Consider the following 17090-nt stretch of genomic DNA (forward strand, 5'->3'; position numbering starts at 1 on the left):
CGGGCGGAGTGCACGCTTGGCCGAACAGAACGACAGCGATCAGGAAAAGACCGAACCGGCGACTCCCAGGCGAATCGAGAAAGCGCGCGAGGAGGGGCAGGTGGCGCGCTCGCGCGAGCTGGCGACGTTCCTGTTGCTGGTTTGCGGCGTGCTCGGGCTCTGGGTCATGGGCAACAACCTCTATGACGAACTGGGCATCGTCATGGAGCAGGCCTTTCTCTTCGACCACGGGCTGGCGTTCGACACCGCCCGCATGCTGAGTCATGTCTGGTCGTTGGGGGAACATACCCTGATCGCTCTGCTGCCGCTTTTCCTGCTGTTCACGGTGGCCGCGATCCTGGGCCCGACGATGCTGGGCGGCTGGTTGCTGTCGGCGAAATCGCTCAAGCCCCAGTTGAGCAAGCTGAACCCGCTCAAGGGCCTGAAGAGAATGTTTTCGACCCAGGCGCTGGCGGAGCTGGCCAAGGCCATTGCCAAGTCGGCCCTGGTCGGCGGTGTCGGCGTGGCCTATCTGTGGGGGCAGCGCGATACGCTGCTCGGCCTCATGGAACTGCCGATTCAGCAGGCGCTGGCGACGGCCATGAGAATGGCGGCGGTGGGGTGCGCGCTGATCGTGACCTCCCTGTTGCTGGTCATCCTGATTGACGTCCCCTATCAGATATGGAGCCATAACAAGAAATTGCGAATGAGCCGCGAGGACATTCGACAGGAGCACAAGGAGACGGAGGGGGACCCGCACGTCAAGGGGCGCATCCGCTCGCAGCAGCAGGCCATGGCGAGAAGGCGGATGATGAGCAAGGTGCCGACGGCTGACGTGATCGTGACCAACCCGACCCATTACGCGGTCGCACTGAGCTACCAGCAGGACGCGATGTCCGCTCCCGTCGTCATCGCCAAGGGCGCCGATCAGGTGGCTGCCAGAATTCGGGAACTCGGCGACGAGAATCGCGTGCCGCGGCTGGAGGCCCCACCCCTGGCCCGCGCGCTGTATCACCACGTCGACCTCGACCAGGAAATCCCGGGCGATCTCTATACTGCGGTGGCCGAGGTCCTGGCCTGGGCATTTCGCCTCAAGCAGGTCGAAAGCGATGGCGGCGAGGTCCCGGCGACCCCCCGCGACTTACCCGTGCCACCCGCCCTCGACGATGCGGCACCGGATTCATCCAAGGAGAGTGAATGAACGCGCTCAGCCAGTGGTTCGGTCAGCGCAAGTGGCCGGCGGAAACGCAGTACAGGGTGCTCGCGGGCCCGGTACTGATCATCATGATATTGAGCATGATGATCTTGCCGTTGCCGCCATTCGCGCTCGACCTGTTCTTCACTTTCAATATCGCGCTGTCGATCATGGTGTTGCTGGTCAGCATGTTCACCGAGAAACCGCTGGATTTTGCGGCTTTCCCGGCAGTGCTGCTGTTCTCGACGCTGCTGCGGCTGTCATTGAACGTGGCCTCGACCCGCGTGGTCCTGATGGAAGGGCACCAGGGCGGTGACGCCGCGGGCAAAGTGATCGAGGCCTTCGGCGAGTTTCTCATCGGAGGCAACTTTGCCGTCGGCCTGGTGGTGTTCCTGATTCTCGTCGTCATCAATTTCATGGTCATCACCAAGGGCGCCGGGCGTATCGCCGAAGTCGGGGCTCGCTTCACGCTGGACTCCATGCCTGGCAAGCAGATGGCGATCGATGCCGACCTCAACGCCGGTCTCATCGGCGAGGAAGAGGCGCGCAGGCGCCGCACCGAGATCAATCAGGAATCGGAGTTCTACGGTTCCATGGATGGTGCGAGCAAGTTCGTCCGCGGCGATGCCATGGCGGGGCTGTTGATCATGGTCATCAACCTGATCGGCGGCTTGATGATCGGCGTCGCTCAGCACGGCCTGCCCTTTGGCGAGGCGGTAAAGACCTACACCCTGCTGACGGTGGGCGACGGACTGGTTGCCCAGATTCCGGCGCTGGTGATCTCGACCGCGGCGGGTGTCACGGTGTCCCGCGTCAACACCGACCAGGACGTCGGCCAGCAGCTGTTGAGCCAGCTGTTCAACAACCCGCGAGTGATGTTTCTGGCGGCCGGCGTGATGGGGCTGCTCGGCATGATCCCCGGCATGCCGAACGTCGTGTTCCTGCTGTTTGCCGTGGTGCTGGCGGCATTGGGGTGGTGGACCCTGCGGCGGGAGCAGGTCCAGGCGGTACGCGAGGTGGAGGAGAGCGCGCCGCCGGCGGTGCAGGAGACCCCCGAGGCGAGCTGGGACGACGTGCAACTGGTCGACACCCTGGGGCTGGAGGTGGGGCATCGCCTGATTCCGCTGGTGGACCAGCGCCAGAAGGGGGAACTGCTGGGGCGAATCAAGAGCGTGCGCAAGAAGTTCGCGCAGGACGTCGGATTCCTGCCGTCGGTGGTGCACATCCGCGACAACCTGGAGCTCAACCCCAATGCCTACGTGATCACCCTCAAGGGGGTGGAAGTCGGACGGGCGGAGGCATTTCCCGGCAAGTGGCTGGCCATCGATCCCGGCCAGGTGTCCGGTGCCATCGAGGGCAGTCGTACCCAGGATCCGGCGTTCGGGCTGACGGCCTACTGGATCGAGACGGCGCAGCGGGAACGAGCCCAGATCTACGGCTATACCGTCGTGGACGCCAGCACGGTGATCGCGACTCATCTCAATCATCTGTTGCACGAGAACGCCGGCGACATGCTGGGCCGGGCCGAGGTACAGCAACTGCTGGACAAGGTCGCCGAACACCAGAAATCGCTGGTCGAAGACGTGGTACCCAAGCTGCTGCCGCTGACGTCGCTCCAGCGCATTCTGCAGAACCTGCTGGCCGAGGACGTGCCGATTCGGGACATGCACACGATTCTCGACGTGCTGGCGGAATACGCCCCCCAGCAGTCGGATGCCAACGAACTGACCGCCCTGGTGCGCGTCGCGCTGGGACGGGCGATCACCCAGCAGTGGTTCCCGGGGCGCGACTCGATGCATGTCATGAGTCTCGAGCCCAGGCTGGAACAGGTGCTGACCCAGGCGCTCAACAATGGCGGTGCTCTGGAGCCGGGGCTGGCCGATACCCTGATGCAGCAGACGGCCGCCGCGGTGGAGCGGCAGCAGAGCCGCGACGAACCAACCGTGCTGGTCGTGCAGCATGGATTGCGCGCTCTGTTGTCACGCTTCCTGCGCCGCCAGATCAAGTCGCTGGTGGTGCTCTCGCAAGCGGAAATCCCGGATGACCGTAACCTGCGGGTCACCACGACCATTGGCGCACCGCCATGAGCCCGGGGCGCTCGCTCTCATCATGGCGAATCGTGCTGACCACGATCGTCGCATGGCCAGTGGCGTTGGCCTGGGCGGCCCAGGGAACCTGGGTCGCCCCGCTGCCGGGCCAGGCCGTGGTGAGGTCGGAGCGTCCTCTCGCCGGCATCGCGATCCAGCCGCCGGCATCCATCGCGGGGGCGGAGATCGTTCGCGTCCGCTGGACCTTTCGCACCGACGTGCCCGCGCCGGCACTGAAGGCCTGGCTGTGCCAGGACGATTTCTGTCTGTCGCTCGCCCGGCGCCGGGGGGAGACGCTGCACTTTTCGGGACGGTCCGCCGCCGAGCCGTTGCGGCTGCGCTTCCAGTGGCCGGCCACGGGCCATGGCGCCGACAGGGTGACGATCTCCGGCGGTCAACTGATCATTGACTATCGTCAGTAGTGCCGACAAACAACCGAAATAGCCTCCGGATGACGGGCAGTTTGCCGTCTTGGCTCGCCGAGGGCGCGGCATAATGATGTGATTGGGTCATGCGTTCCGGTGACCGTGGGTTTTTGCACGAGGCCATTCGATGTATACCGCACAAGGCAAAATCGATCAGCACGCATTGATTGAGCAGTACTTGCCGATGGTGAGACGCCACGCGCTCTCCCTTCAAGTGCGCCTGCCCGCCAGCGTGGAGCTCGACGACCTCATCCAGGCGGGGATGCTGGGCCTGCTGGACGCCATGGGCCGTTACGACGATTCCCACGGCGCCAGCTTTTCGACCTATGCCAATCAGCGAATCCGCGGCGCGATGATCGATGAACTGCGCAGTCGTGACTGGATGCCACGGAGCGTGCGTCGCAGCGCCCGGGCCCTGGATCAGGCGGTGCGGAGGCTGGAGCAGCAACTCGGCCGTGCCCCCGAGGAGCGCGAGATCGCCCAAGAGATGGGGATCTCCCGCGACGAGTACCATCAACTGCTGACGGACGCCAACAACGGCTTTCTGCTGGCGTACGACGAGAGCGATAGCGAAAACGGCGTGACGGCGGTTTCCGAGGGTGGGCCGCCATCGCCGCTCGAGGCGCTGCTGGACGCGGATAACCGGGCCAACGTCATGGCGGCGATCGATGCACTGCCGGAGCGAGAGAAGTTGCTGCTGGGGCTCTACTATCAGGAGGAGCTCAACCTGAAGGAGATCGGCGCCGTGCTCGGCGTCAGCGAGTCCCGGGTCTGCCAACTGCACAGTCAGGCGGTATCGCGCCTGAGAAGCCGGCTCAATCCCTGACCGCGTTCGGTGGCGTCACCGGAAGGCGGCGCGTTGGTCACCCCATCGTGCTGCCAGCTCTGTCGTCGGCCCGGGGACAGCCATGGTGACTGTCCCCGGGCCGGCGCAACCAGTGTCCGGACGGGTCCCTCTAGCTGGCCCCCTTCAGTTGGCGGCCGGCGTCTGGGCGGGCGTCGCACGAACCTCGGCTGCCACCTGCCGCGCCACATCCTTCCATACCGCACCCAGCGCACGCACCAGCGCCGGGTAGCCGTCGTCGTCCAAGGGACGCGTCACCTCGAAATGTCGTTGCACCACCAGTCGGTTATCGTCATGGAGCTGCCACTCCCCGGAGGCCAGGGCGCGACCGTCGTAGCGCCCCTGAAACTGGTCGACGCTCAGCGATAGCCGCTGCGCGCCAGCCCCTCCCTGCGCCGCGCTGACCACCGTCGTGCCCGGCAGCTCGGCGGAGAGCGACTGGCGCAACTGGCGTGTCAGCTGGTGCCCCAGCTCTTCCGCCCACAGGTTCTGATTGGCGGCGTTGAGCTCGATATCGCTGGTCTGCATCACGATACCCTCCTGATCGAGATAACTGGCCACCTCGACCGGGCTGACGGCCAGTTGCCGCGAAGAGACCGACACCGCCGATGACGGCGGACTCTCGACCTCCGGCAGGGTGAAGCGGTTGGCCGGGGTGGATTGCGCGGCGCAACCCGCCATCGTCGCGGTCGCGATCGTCAACAGGGTCGTGGCGCCGAACTGGCGCCAGCGGAGCATGAATGAAGCCATCATTGGGGAGCCCTCGGCACGGGGTCGGTTTGGACTTCACGATCGAAGATCAGCGCATTGGGCTGCTCGCGAAGGGTCTTGGCGACCGGCTGCAGATCGCGCATCAGGATTTCCAGCTGCTTGAGCGTGTCATTGAGCTGGCGATATCCGGAAGAGCCGGAAGAGAAGCCGTTCAGCGTGTTCTGCAACTCCTGGAGCGTATCGTTGAGGCTCCCCGGTAGCTGCTGTGTCGCCGGGTCGGAGACGATGGCGTTGACCGACTCGGCGATCTGGCGCACCTCTTCCAGGGTCTGCTGGGAGGTCTGCATCGTCTGGTCCAGGCTGTCGAGAATCGGCTCGACCTGCAGACCGTTGAGCTTGTCGAGCAGGTTCGAGATCTTCTGTTCGATCTGCGCGAACCCACCCGATACGGTCGGGAACACCGGCTTGCCGTCGAATTCCATCGGTTTGTAGGGCTCGGCGTCCTGGCTGAAGTTGAGGTCGACGAACAGGGCGCCGGTCAGCAGGTTGCCTGCCTTGAGCGTTGCCCGCAGGCCATACTCCTTGAACATGGTCACGAAACGATCCCGCACTTCCTGATCGTCGATATCCTCGTTGATGTTCTCGCTGCTCTCCAGCCGCTGCGGTTCGATACGAATCAGTACCGGTATCGCGAACTGGGTCAGGGTGTCGGGCTGCGGGGCGGTGAAGTGCCAGGGAACGCTGACCACCGTGCCCACGCGTACGCCGCGATACTCCACCGGCGCGCCCCGGCTGAGTCCACGAACGGTGTCGTCGACCAGCAGGACATACTCGATGTACTGGTCGTAGGTTCCTTCGCGGGCGCTCTCCTCATTGTTGTAGAGGGTGTAGGTCGCGTCCTGCTTGGCGGCATTGCCGCGGGCGATATCCTCGGGCACGCCGAAGGTCACGCCCCCGCTGATCAGCGTCTCGAAAGAGTCGAGGTTGACGTTGACCCCCTCCGAATCCAGCTGCACGTCGATGCCGGAAGAGCTCCAGAAACGCGTGGTATCGGTCACCAGGCTGTCATAGGGGGCCTGGATGAAGATCCGGTGGCGCATCTCCCGTTTCTCTGGATCGAAATCGGTACTTTCCACGCGACCGACGGTATAGCCCTGGTAAGTGATCGGGTCGCCGGCGCTGAGCGAATTGCCGACCTGACTCACCAGGTTGATCCTCAGTCCAGGGGCATCGGGCGGCGCGACAGGTGGCTGTTCGAGCACGTCGAAGCTGTCCTGGGGTTCATCGCTCTTGCCTGGCGCGAGCTGGATGTAGGCGCCGGAGAGCACGGTATTCAGACCGCTGATGCCTTCGCGCCCGATGCGGGGCTTGACCACCCAGAAGCGGGTCTCGGTATTGAGCATTCGCGCCGCGTCGTTGGACATGCGGGCCGTCACCACGGTGTGGGACAGGTCGTCGGAGAGGCGTACCGCCTCGACGTGTCCGACCTCGACGTTGCGCGTCTTGATCAAGGTCTTGCCGGCCTCGATGCCCTCGGCGTTCTCCATGTTCAGCGTGATCAACGGGCCTCGGCTGGAAATGTTGTCCCACACCATCCAGGCGCCGATCAGCGCCGCCAGCAGGGGCACTATCCAGATCGGCGAGAGCCGCGATTGCGACACTCGTTTGGCGCGTTGCATCGAATCAGGCATCGTCGGCTTCCTTGACAGGCGAATAGGGGGATTGGCGCTTGAGCGCAGCCGGCATGTGGGGCTGCATGTTGCGCGCGTCCCAGATCAGGCGTGGGTCGAAGCTGATGGCCGCCAGCATGGTGATGATGACCACGGCGGAAAAGGCGAGTGCCGCCGGCCCCGGGGTGATCGACAGCAGCGACCCGGCGTGGACCAGCGACACCAGAATGGCGACCACGAACACGTCAATCATCGACCAGCGGCCGATCAGTTCGGTGATCCGGTAGAGCGTCTGGCGCTTGTGCTTGAACTCGGATTCACCGCTGCGCCGGACCGTGATGCAGAGCCAGGCGAGCGCGAACACCTTGCCGATCGGTACCACGACACTGGCGGTGAAGATGATCAACGCGATGGGCCAGTCGCCATGGCCGAGAAAGATCATCACGCCGCCGATGATGGTCGAAGGGGTCTCGTTGCCCAGCGACGTCGTGGTCATGATCGGGTAGAGATTGGCGGGGATATAGCACAGCGTCGCCGCGATCAGCAGCGCCCAGGTCTTCTGCAGGCTGTGGGGGCTTCGGAAACGTAGCGGCTCGCCACAGCGCTGGCAGCGCCCGCGCCCGAAATGGCCGAGGCGATTGACCAGCCCGCAGGTCGGGCAGCCGGTGAGCTTCTGTTCCGCGGCCGGCTGGCCCGGCCGACAACCCTCCGGTGCCAGCGGCTCGCCCACGAGCGAGAACCACATCCAGTCCGTATCGATGGAGCGTGTGGTCAGCAGCAGCAGCAGGGCATAGACGCAGAACGCCCAGAACGACAGGCCCAGGTCGACGGACGCCATGCCGGCGATCTTGATCAGGCTGACGAGCGCGCCGATCACGAAGACGTCCGCCATCATCCATGGCCCCAGGTGGGAAAGCGCGCGGGCGATGCGGTAACTCCGTGGCAGTGGGCGCCGCTGCAGCAGGCCGAAATGCAGCCAGATGACTGCGAGCAGGTAGACAGCGGGCAGCACCACCACGGTCAGCAGTACCAGCATGCCGACGAAAGGCTCGTGGAATCTGACGAGGCTGGCCGAGGTATCGGTGAGTTGAATGGCGTTGCTGACGCCGCGCGCCTCGAAACTGATGAACGGAAAATAGAGCGCTGCCGCCAGTGCGATCAGGGCGCTGATGGCGAATGCCAGACTGCGCTCGGCGGGGCGGAAGTGGCGGTGGCTGAGCGTATGGCCACAGCGCGGGCAGCTGGCTCGCTGGCCCGCATGCAGCGGCGGCAGCGCGACCAGCAGATCGCATTCATGGCAGGCGCGCAGACGACGATGCGTCCGCCGAGGCGTCAGAAAGGTCGCCTTGTCGATGCCGGTGTCATCCTTGCCTGATGCCAAAGCCGTACCCGATGCGAAGACTGAGTGGAAAAAGCGTCACGCTGCGTAAAGAGAGCATATTACTGGAATACATACGTCGGTGCATGTTTGCAGGATGCCCATTGAAGACGGCGGCGTCGCTGCTGAAAAGTCACGATAGTTCAGCCGCTTGGATACTATAGTAGGCTAAGGCCGCTTTGCCGAAGAACGACAGTGGCCGACATGACCGAATGAAGCCTGTCGTGGCTTTCGTGGCCTTTCGGGCACCAAGCGCACTCGTGTCGCTGCCCGGATACCTGTCCGGCAGGATGTACTCGATGAATCCATGAAAGGAGATCCTAACGTGTGGATGGCGCTGGCGGCCATTGTGGCCGGACTCGTGGTACTGGTCTGGAGTGCCGATCGGTTCGTGGATGGCGCGGCGGCGACGGCCCGTCACCTGGGGCTTCCGCCGCTACTGATCGGCATGGTGGTGATCGGTTTCGGCACTTCCGCGCCCGAGCTGATGGTCTCGGCGCTGGCGGCCGTTCAGGGTAATCCTGGCCTGGCATTGGGCAACGCCTACGGCTCGAACATCACCAATATCGCCTTGATCGTGGGACTGGTGGCGCTGATCAGCCCGTTGACGGTGCACTCCCAGGTGGTTCGACAGGAGTTGCCGGTTCTCGGCGGCGTGACGCTGATATCGCTGTGGTGCCTGCATGATGGCGTGATCTCGCGCTTCGATGCGGTGCTCCTGCTGGCGCTGCTCTTCGGCTTCCTGGGCTACAGCATCTGGCGTTCACGGCGCTCGGAGGGCGACGCGTTGCAGGCCGATGTCGAGGCGGATGCGGCAGGCGAGTCCATGTCGCTGAAAAGCGGCGTGGTCTGGACGCTGGTCGGCCTGTTGATGCTGATCGTCAGTTCGCGCTTTCTGGTATGGGGCGCGGTCACGATCGCCGAAGCGTTCGGGGTGAGCGATCTGGTCATCGGGCTGACGGTGGTCGCCATCGGCACTTCGCTGCCGGAGCTGGCTTCCTCCATCAGCGCGGTGCGCAAGAACGAGCACGACCTGGTGATCGGCAACGTGGTGGGCTCCAACCTGTTCAACACGCTGGCGGTGGTCGGCCTGGCCGGCATGATACATCCCATCGACGTCGATCCCGACGTGCTGGTCCGGGATTGGCCGGTGATGGCGGCGTTGACGCTGGTACTGCTGGTGTTCGGCATCGGCATCAAGGGGCAGGGACGTATCAATCGCCTGGAGGGCGCCGTGCTGCTGGCCAGTTTCGTGGCCTACACCGCGTGGCTGGTCTACAGCGTGATCGGCATGCGCTAGGCGTGGGCGTGCCAGGGGGCCAGCCCACTCAGTGCTGCCTGGAGAGGCGCCAGATCGTCACAGCAAGCCGGCGCGTGGGACTGGTGGTCGATGCGTATGCGCTCGCGGTCGGGGAAGGAGGCTTCGAGATGCTCGATCCAGGGGCGTTGCTCCTCCCGCCAGTTGGCGAGCCACTGGCTGTCGACCTCGGCGGGCAGGCACTTGTTGATCACCACGGCGCCGACGTGCAGGCCATGGCTCTCGAGCAGCTCGCGGGTGCGCGCGGTTTCCAGCGCCGGCAAGCGTTCCGGATTGGCGACCAGGATCACCGCCGAATGCGCGGGGCAGGTCAAGTGCTCGCGGGCAGCGGCGAGGCGCCCGCGGCGACGCATCAGCGTTTCCTGGATGGGGTCGTCGACGACCTCGCCGTCGCCGAGCCACGCCTTGTAATCGCTGCGCACCTTGCGCCGGCGTTGCATCAACCCCTCCACCCAGGCGCCCATGATCTCGGGGAGCGCCAGCAAGCGCACCGTGTGCCCGCCGGGCGCGGTGTCGAAGATCAGTCGATCGTAATTCTCGCCGGTATCCAGCAACAGGCCGACCAAGGCATCGAACAGGGCGGCTTCCTCGGTACCGGGGGCGTGCCGCGCCAAGTCGAGCTGGCGAAATACCGTCGCGCTACGCTCGCCGCTGACCAGAGGGCGCAGCGTGGCCTTGACCTGTTCCAGGTAGCGTTGCGTTTCATGGTCGGGGTCGAGTTCGACGACGTCGAGACCGGCCTGCATTCGCGTTGGCGTCGGCCCCGGTGCGCGTCCGAACAGATCGGCCAGGTTGTGCGCCGGGTCGGTGGAGACCAGCAGGGTACGCCAGCCGGCCGCCGCGCAGCTCATGGCGTAGGCGGTGGCGCAGCTGGTCTTGCCGACACCGCCCTTGCCGCCGAAGAAAAGGCTCTTGGCCATGGGGAATTCCTTGTGGGACATGCATGCTCAGCAGCAGCGAAAGCCCTCCAGGGGGGAACGCGGCATGCCCTGGCGTTTGTGCCACTCGTGGAAGCGGTCAAGCATGTGCGGGTAGAGCTCCAGGGTCATGTCGCTGGCGGGATTGGGAATCCCCATCATGTCGCAGAAGCACAGCAGCATGAAGAGGTCCTCCTCATCCTGCAGCTCCCGGGCGATTTCGCGGCGGTGCGGCAAGCTCAGAACCGCGTCGTAACCCTGGATCGCGCGGCGTAACCGTGACCGCCACAAGGCGATCACGGAACCGTCGGCGTCAGTGCGGCTCATCGGAGCTCAGCGATTGGTGTCGTACATCGGTGTCGCTCTGGCGGAAGCTGCGCGACGCCTCGAGCAGAATCCACAGCGTGAATACCATGATCAGGCTGCCGAAGGTGAATAACAGCCAGTTGCGGTCGGCATCGCCGAAACCCGACCAGGTGAAAATGACCTGTTGTCCCATGGCCCACAGCGTCATGACCAGCAGGAACAGCATGGGTGCCAGGGTGAAGATCACCGGGCGGCCCTGGCGCTTGAGCCATACCGAGACCAGCATCAGCGTAATGCCGGCCAGCAACTGGTTGCTGGTGCCGAACAACGGCCACAGCAGGTAGCCGCCCGAGCCGAAGCCGTTGGGGCCTTCCGGCAGGATGACCAGCGCGGCGCTGGTGATGACGGCGATGCTGGTCGCGACGTGCTTGCGAGCGATCACCGGCATGCCGTACTCATTGCCCAGCTCGGCGATGATGTAACGCATCAGGCGCACGGCGGTATCCAGCGTGGTGGCGGCGAAGCTCACCACGATCACCGCGATCAGGGTCGACCCCATGTGCTCGGGGATACCGAGATTGCCGGCGAGCTGCCCGGCGCCCCGCACGAACGAGCCCAGGCCGTTGGAGCCGGCCGCGGAAAAGCTCGAGTAGGTCGCGGTGAAATCGGCGCCGGAGGTGAACAGGGTGCCCACCGCAATGATCGCGATCATCGCCAGCATACCTTCGCCCAAGGCGCCGCCATAGCCGATGAAGCGCGCATCGGTTTCCTTGTCGAGCTGCTTGGAGGTGGTGCCCGAGGCGACCAGGCCATGGAAGCCGGAGATCGCCCCGCAGGCGATGGTGATGAACAGCAGCGGATACCAACTGATGTCCGCTTCGCTGTTGACGCTGGGGGCGGTCATTTCCGGCGCGCCGAAGAGCAGCCCCAGATACAGCAGCGCCAGGCCGACCACCAGCTGATGCGAATTGATGTAATCGCGCGGTTGCAGCAGCTTCCAGACGGGGAGCGTCGAGGCGATGTAGACGTACACCATCAACACCACGATCCAGACCAGAAAGGCCATCGAGGTGCCGTTGAAGCCGCCGAAGACCGGCGCGTCGGGACCACCGAACCAGCTCACGAGGTCGAACTGCAGCATGGGCACTTCGCTGGCTACCAGCACTGCCCCGTACATCACAGCCAGCGCGATCACCGATGGCAGCAGCATCGAGCCCGAATGACGATAGACGCGATAGCCGATCCACACGGCGAGCGGAATCTGGATGAAGACCGACAGCACACTGGCAGGAAAGGTGATGAACAGCTTGGCGATGACCCAGGCGAACACCGCGTTGACCATCAGCACCAGGATCAAGATGATGAACAAGAACAACAGCTTGGCACGCTGCCCGATCAGCCGGTTGGCCAGTGTGCCGATCGAGTGGCCCTTGTGGCGGTTGGAAAGCACCAACGCCCCGAAATCATGCACCCCGGCGGCGAAAACGGTGCCCAGCACGACCCACAGGATGGCCGGCAACCAGCCCCAATAGATCGCGATGGCCGGCCCCACGATGGGTGCTGCACCTGCTACCGAGGTGAAATGGTGGCCCCAGAGAATCCACTTATTGGTGGGGACGTAGTCGACGCCGTCACGATAGGTGTGCGCCGGGGTTTGGAAATCGGCATCGAGTCGGTAGATGCGTTCGGCGATGAACTTCGAATAGAAGCGATAGCCCATCACGAAACACACGGCGCCAAACAGGGCGATCCAGATAGCGTTCATGCGCGTTCCTTGATTGTTATGGCGAGCGTGGAACGGACCACGCCCACGTGCGTTGTTGTGGTACGTCTACCCTACCGAAGAAGAGTGGCGCGCTCCGTTAGACGAACGCATCAGGCGCGAAGGGTGTGGTGGTATTCGAGGCGTCCCGCCGGCGCGGTAGGCAAGCGATCAATGATGCGGCTGGCGATCGAACCGCAAGGCGCTCCTCAGCGCGATCTGGCCGATGATGGCAGCGGTAGCGAGCACCACGGCTGCCGCCTGCGCCGGGTTGTCTCCCAGCCCGGCAAGCCCGGTGCAGAGCGCGCCGATACCCATCTGCGCGAATCCGTAGAGACCGGCCGCCGAGCCCACGACCCGAGGATTGACGCCGACGGCCAGCGTCAACGCCGTCGGCCCGGTCATGCCTACGCCGAAGGTGAACAGCAGCATCGAGGCTTCGAGGGTGACGACCGAAGTCCAGCCGGCGAGCACGATGGTCAGCATCGATAGTCCGCCGGCCAGGCTCAGAAAGCTGGCCGACAGCATCAGTCGAACCAGCCCGACACGCTGGATCGTGCGGTTGGTGATGAAATTGCCCAGCGAAATGCTCAGGATCAGCAACGAAAGATAGTACGCCACGTGGCTTGCCGGCTTGCCCAGTTGTTCGACGAAGATGAACGGCGCCGAGGCGACGAAGGCGAACATGGCCGTGGTGACGCAGCCGCCGCCGATGGCATAACCTATGAAGGCCGGCGAGCGGATCAGCGTTCGATATTCATGCGCCAGATTGGGCAGATCGACCCGGCCGCTGGGCTTCGCGGTCTCCGGCATCAGCCGCCAGACGAACAGCAGGTTGCCCACGCCCATCAGGCACAGTGCCAGCAGCACGGTACGCCAACCCAGCGTGGTGGTCAGCAGGCTGCCGATGAGCGGTGCCATGGCCGGCCCGATGGCCACGACCAGATTGAGCACGGCCAGCCGTTGCACGGCGCGGTCCGGCGCAGCGGTGTCGCGGATCATGGCGCGCCCCAGCGCCAGCCCGGCACAGCCGCCGAAGGCCTGAAAGAACCTCGCCGTGATCAGCGTTTCGACGCTTTGCGCCTGCCAGGCAACGATCCCCGCCACGCTGTAGATCAGCATGCCCAGCATCAATGCCGGTCGCCGGCCCACCGCGTCGGATAGCGGTCCGTAGAAGAGTTGACCGATCGCCAGTCCCAGAATGTAGAGGCTGATGGTCAACTGCATCTGGGCGTTGTCGGCGCTCAGCGCCTGGCCGGCAATGGGCAGTGCCGGTACGAAAATATGCATGGCCAACGTGCCGGCCAGCGTGATGAGAACCAGCATCCATAGCGCCGGCACTGCGCGCGCGGGCGTGGCTTGCGTCGTGGAGGAGGACGTCGATGTGGCGGGGTCGGTCACGAAGCGCCTCGTGAAGTGGCGGTGGTTGACGAGCTATCGAATAGCGCAGTAGCCATTAGGACCTTACTCGATTCGACTTTGTATGACTATTTGACCAAAGCCTTGCGTCTGACTGGAGCGCCCACGTCGTCGAAGCGCTTTGCTTATCGTCGGAAGAGCCTGGTTCACGAACAGCACCCGACGCATGAAGGGACTCCGCGCGGAGCAGCAAGGGCGGGCGAGGAGAGAGGCGGGTAGGCCGATTCGATCCAGTCAGGCTGACAGATTGTCGCAGAGATGAATTCCACCGAGGCCATGACGTCGCACTCGGTAAGCCTCGAGGCTGGTCGCAAGCCCTCGCCACTGGCGACTTCCGGCACTATTGCCTAGGTTGTCTAGGGAGAAAAAGGGAAAGGTCGGCGCTGGCATGCGACATCAGGACACGGCGGCCGACGGGAACACTTTCCTTATGATGTAAAGCGATGTTAAGCATCGACGGCTGCAATGGTCGTTCGACGGGCAAACAGAACGAAGAAACATCTGTCGTCGGGGCATGAGGGAACCGCTGCCCTGAACGCTTGCGAGGAGTCAGCCATGGCGTTAGATCCTATCCTGCTTTCACGATTGCAGTTCGCTTTCGTGGTTTCTTTTCATGCGATCTTCCCGGTCTTCACGATCGGACTCGCCTCCTATGTGGCGGTGTTGCAAGGTCTCTTCGTCGCGACGGGCAACACGGTCTGGGATCGTCTGGGCCTTTTCTGGACCAAGATCTTTGCCGTGGTCTTTGGCATGGGCGTGGTGTCCGGCATCGTGATGGCGTTCCAGTTCGGGACCAACTGGAGCAACTTCGCGCAGATGGCCGCGAACTTCATTGGTCCGATGCTGAGTTACGAGGTGGTCACGGCGTTCTTCCTCGAAGCTGGCTTCCTGGGGGTGTTGCTGTTCGGGCGGCATCGTGTCTCGCCGGCGGTACACTTCTTCGCCGCGTTGATGGTTGCCGTGGGCACCTTCATCTCGGCGTTCTGGATTCTGGCGACCAACAGCTGGATGCAGACCCCGCAAGGCTACGAGATTCGCGAGGGCATGGTGCATGTCACCTCCTGGATCGAGGCCATTTTCAACCCTTCCTTCCCGTATCGCTTCGCGCATATGGCGATGGCGGCGTTTCTGACCGGCGGTTTCGTGGTTTGCGGCGTCAGTGCCTGGTTCCTGCTGCGGCGGCGTGATGTGGAAGCGCACAAGCGAGCGCTTTCCATGACCATGTGGTTGCTGCTGATTCTGACCCCGCTACAGGCCTGGATTGGTGACGAGCACGGGCTCAACACGCTCGAGCATCAGCCGATGAAGATCGCGGCCATGGAAGGTAACTGGGAAACCGAGTCGAACGTGCCGCTGTTGCTGTTTGCGTTGCCGGATCGGGATCTGCAGGCCAACCGCGTCGAGATCGGCATTCCCAATGGCGCCAGTCTTATCCTGCGCCACGACCCAGACGGCGTCGTCCCCGGGCTCGATCAAATCGACCGCGCACAACAGCCGCCGGTGTGGATCACCTTCTATAGCTTCCGCGTGATGGTGGCATTAGGGCTCTTGATGATCGCCTTCGCCGTTGCCGGGTTGGTGCTACGCAAGGGCGGGCGCGTGTATCACAGTCGCTGGTTCTTGCGTGGACTGCAGGGCATGAGTCTGGCGCCGTTCGTAGCGGTAGTCGCGGGCTGGGTCGTGACCGAAACCGGGCGCTCGCCGTGGCTGATCTACGGCGTACTCGATTACGCCGACGCTATCACGCCCTCGCTGAGTGGCGGAATGGTGCTGTTCACGCTGCTGGGCTATATCGCCGTCTACGCCGTTATCTTCATCGCCGGTGTCTATTACCTGTGCAAGGTAATCAACCAGGGCCTTGATGAGCACGACGACACAGAGGAATTGGATAGCCACGACCGTCCGGCGAGGCCCATGTCCGCCGCCCACGTGCCCTTCGATGATGCGCGCGACGACCGCGCCCCGAACAGGAGCTAAGCCATGGAAATGTTCGATCTCTCGTTGATCTGGGCCGTCATCATCGCCTTCAGTGTGATCATGTACGTGCTCATGGATGGTTTCGACCTGGGGCTGGGGATCTTGTTTCCCTTCGCCCCGGACGAAGATGCGCGTGACGTGATGATGAATTCCGTTGCGCCGGTATGGGACGGCAACGAGACCTGGCTGGTACTCGGGGGCACCGGACTCATCGCGGCCTTCCCGCTGGTCTACACCATCTTGTTGCCGGCGCTTTATCTGGGCGTCTTCCTGATGCTGGCTGGCCTGATCTTCCGCGGGGTGGCGTTCGAATTCCGCTTCAAGTCCAAGCGCACGCGCGGCTGGTGGAATGCCGCCTTCGCCGGTGGCTCCTTCGTTGCAGCGTTCGCGCAGGGCTGCGTGGTAGGTGCCTATATTCAAGGTTTCGAAACTGCCGATCGCGTCTACACCGGCGGGGCGTTCGACTGGCTGACACCGTTCTCCATTCTGACCGGTCTCGGGCTGGTGGTCGGCTATACCCTGCTGGGCGCGACCTGGCTGGTGCTGAAGTCGGAAGGACACGTTCGCGAATGGGCGCGTGGGCTGATTCCCAAACTGCTGATCGGCGTGCTGGCCGTATTCGTCATCGTCAGCCTGTGGACCCCGTGGATCGATCCCGGCGTGTTCGATCGCTGGTTCGATCACATGCAGGTGATCTGGCTGCTGCCGTTCGCGGCGCTACTGTGTGCCGTGGGCATCTACGTGGCGACCCGCCGCCGGCGTGAAGGATTGGCCTTCCTGCTGACACTGGGCCTGTTCATCTTCACCTACCTGGGGCTGCTGGTGAGTCGCTGGCCGTATGTCATTCCACCGGATTACACGTTGTGGGATGCCGCTTCGGCACCTGAGTCGCAGTTCTTCTTGCTGATCGGCGTGCTGTTCGTGGTGCCCATCATTCTGACTTACACCGCCTGGTCGTACTGGGTATTCCGCGGCAAGGTGCGTGTGGGTGAGGGCTACCATTGAGTGCCGCGAGGCGAACCATGGGGCCGTCACGCACTAACGCTTCACGTACGGGCGCTTCACGTACGGGGGCTTCACGTACGAGCGCTTCGAGAGAGTG

General features: G+C 63.8%; 14 protein-coding genes. 7 read left to right on the forward strand and 7 right to left on the reverse strand.

Going from position 1 to position 17090, the window contains the following annotated elements:
• Positions 1-16 precede the first annotated feature (16 nt).
• The 4 genes from flhB (at position 17) to Q0602_RS16345 (ending at position 4512) form a co-directional block, all read left to right on the forward strand.
• Positions 17-1180, forward strand: a complete 1164-nt coding sequence (gene flhB / locus Q0602_RS16330; RefSeq protein ID WP_295038307.1) for a flagellar biosynthesis protein FlhB — start codon at positions 17-19, stop codon at positions 1178-1180.
• Positions 1177-3261, forward strand: coding sequence for a flagellar biosynthesis protein FlhA (flhA, locus tag Q0602_RS16335; RefSeq protein ID WP_298845552.1), 2085 nt, complete (start codon positions 1177-1179; stop codon positions 3259-3261). Before flhB ends, flhA begins: the two co-directional genes overlap by 4 nt.
• Positions 3258-3683: a flagellar protein FlhE gene (locus Q0602_RS16340; protein ID WP_298845554.1), complete on the forward strand. Its 426-nt coding sequence runs from the start codon at positions 3258-3260 to the stop codon at positions 3681-3683. The genes flhA and Q0602_RS16340 overlap by 4 nt, the downstream gene beginning before the upstream one ends.
• Before the next feature lie 130 nt (positions 3684-3813).
• Positions 3814-4512 (forward strand): RNA polymerase sigma factor FliA, encoded by a 699-nt coding sequence (locus Q0602_RS16345; protein ID WP_298845556.1) that lies wholly within the window; start codon positions 3814-3816, stop codon positions 4510-4512.
• Between the two features lie 144 nt (positions 4513-4656).
• Here Q0602_RS16345 and Q0602_RS16350 read toward each other — a convergent pair whose 3' ends face one another.
• From Q0602_RS16350 to Q0602_RS16360, 3 genes are read right to left on the reverse strand one after another with little or no spacing between them, the layout of a single operon-like run.
• Complete coding sequence (locus Q0602_RS16350; RefSeq protein WP_298845558.1) at positions 4657-5283, reverse strand: membrane integrity-associated transporter subunit PqiC; 627 nt, start codon at positions 5281-5283, stop codon at positions 4657-4659.
• The gene (pqiB, locus tag Q0602_RS16355; protein WP_298845560.1) at positions 5280-6932 is read right to left on the reverse strand and encodes an intermembrane transport protein PqiB; all 1653 of its coding nucleotides are present in this window, start codon (positions 6930-6932) and stop codon (positions 5280-5282) included. Before pqiB ends, Q0602_RS16350 begins: the two co-directional genes overlap by 4 nt.
• Positions 6925-8265: a paraquat-inducible protein A gene (locus Q0602_RS16360; RefSeq protein ID WP_298845638.1), complete on the reverse strand. Its 1341-nt coding sequence runs from the start codon at positions 8263-8265 to the stop codon at positions 6925-6927. Before Q0602_RS16360 ends, pqiB begins: the two co-directional genes overlap by 8 nt.
• A 331-nt stretch (positions 8266-8596) precedes the next feature.
• Between Q0602_RS16360 and Q0602_RS16365 the strand changes: the two genes are divergently transcribed.
• Positions 8597-9589, forward strand: a complete 993-nt coding sequence (locus Q0602_RS16365) for a calcium/sodium antiporter (RefSeq protein ID WP_298845562.1) — start codon at positions 8597-8599, stop codon at positions 9587-9589.
• Here Q0602_RS16365 and Q0602_RS16370 read toward each other — a convergent pair.
• From Q0602_RS16370 to Q0602_RS16385, 4 genes are all read right to left on the reverse strand, one after another.
• Positions 9586-10527 (reverse strand): ArsA family ATPase, encoded by a 942-nt coding sequence (locus tag Q0602_RS16370; RefSeq protein ID WP_298845564.1) that lies wholly within the window; start codon positions 10525-10527, stop codon positions 9586-9588. The genes Q0602_RS16365 and Q0602_RS16370 overlap by 4 nt on opposite strands.
• 27 nt (positions 10528-10554) lie before the next feature.
• A complete protein-coding gene (locus Q0602_RS16375; RefSeq protein WP_298845566.1) occupies positions 10555-10851 on the reverse strand; it encodes a cory-CC-star protein in 297 nt (98 codons plus the stop codon).
• Complete coding sequence (locus tag Q0602_RS16380; RefSeq protein WP_298845568.1) at positions 10838-12595, reverse strand: carbon starvation protein A; 1758 nt, start codon at positions 12593-12595, stop codon at positions 10838-10840. Before Q0602_RS16380 ends, Q0602_RS16375 begins: the two co-directional genes overlap by 14 nt.
• Before the next feature lie 168 nt (positions 12596-12763).
• Positions 12764-13993 carry a multidrug effflux MFS transporter gene (locus tag Q0602_RS16385; RefSeq protein WP_298845570.1) on the reverse strand — a complete coding sequence of 410 codons (1230 nt, stop codon included), beginning with the start codon at positions 13991-13993 and terminating at the stop codon, positions 12764-12766.
• Between the two features lie 573 nt (positions 13994-14566).
• On the opposite strand from Q0602_RS16385, the gene Q0602_RS16390 reads away from it, so the two are divergent.
• The gene (locus Q0602_RS16390; RefSeq protein ID WP_298845639.1) at positions 14567-15988 is read left to right on the forward strand and encodes a cytochrome ubiquinol oxidase subunit I; all 1422 of its coding nucleotides are present in this window, start codon (positions 14567-14569) and stop codon (positions 15986-15988) included.
• Positions 15989-15991: 3 nt separating this feature from the next.
• Positions 15992-16993, forward strand: coding sequence for a cytochrome d ubiquinol oxidase subunit II (cydB, locus tag Q0602_RS16395; RefSeq protein ID WP_298845573.1), 1002 nt, complete (start codon positions 15992-15994; stop codon positions 16991-16993).
• Positions 16994-17090: the final 97 nt, after the last annotated feature.

The organism is uncultured Salinicola sp. (assembly GCF_937921195.1).
Taxonomy (GTDB): domain Bacteria; phylum Pseudomonadota; class Gammaproteobacteria; order Pseudomonadales; family Halomonadaceae; genus Salinicola.

Bases quoted from the DNA above. Each gene is read 5' to 3' on its own strand.
- flhA (WP_298845552.1), top strand. From the start codon at position 1,177: ATGAACGCGCTCAGCCAGTGGTTCGGTCAGCGCAAGTGGCCGGCGGAA.
- Q0602_RS16340 (WP_298845554.1), top strand. From the start codon at position 3,258: ATGAGCCCGGGGCGCTCGCTCTCATCATGGCGAATCGTGCTGACCACG.
- Q0602_RS16345 (WP_298845556.1), top strand. From the start codon at position 3,814: ATGTATACCGCACAAGGCAAAATCGATCAGCACGCATTGATTGAGCAG.
- Q0602_RS16350 (WP_298845558.1), bottom strand. From the start codon at position 5,283: ATGATGGCTTCATTCATGCTCCGCTGGCGCCAGTTCGGCGCCACGACC.
- pqiB (WP_298845560.1), bottom strand. From the start codon at position 6,932: ATGCCTGATTCGATGCAACGCGCCAAACGAGTGTCGCAATCGCGGCTC.
- Q0602_RS16365 (WP_298845562.1), top strand. From the start codon at position 8,597: ATGAAAGGAGATCCTAACGTGTGGATGGCGCTGGCGGCCATTGTGGCC.
- Q0602_RS16370 (WP_298845564.1), bottom strand. From the start codon at position 10,527: ATGGCCAAGAGCCTTTTCTTCGGCGGCAAGGGCGGTGTCGGCAAGACC.
- Q0602_RS16375 (WP_298845566.1), bottom strand. From the start codon at position 10,851: ATGAGCCGCACTGACGCCGACGGTTCCGTGATCGCCTTGTGGCGGTCA.
- Q0602_RS16380 (WP_298845568.1), bottom strand. From the start codon at position 12,595: ATGAACGCTATCTGGATCGCCCTGTTTGGCGCCGTGTGTTTCGTGATG.
- Q0602_RS16390 (WP_298845639.1), top strand. From the start codon at position 14,567: ATGGCGTTAGATCCTATCCTGCTTTCACGATTGCAGTTCGCTTTCGTG.
- cydB (WP_298845573.1), top strand. From the start codon at position 15,992: ATGGAAATGTTCGATCTCTCGTTGATCTGGGCCGTCATCATCGCCTTC.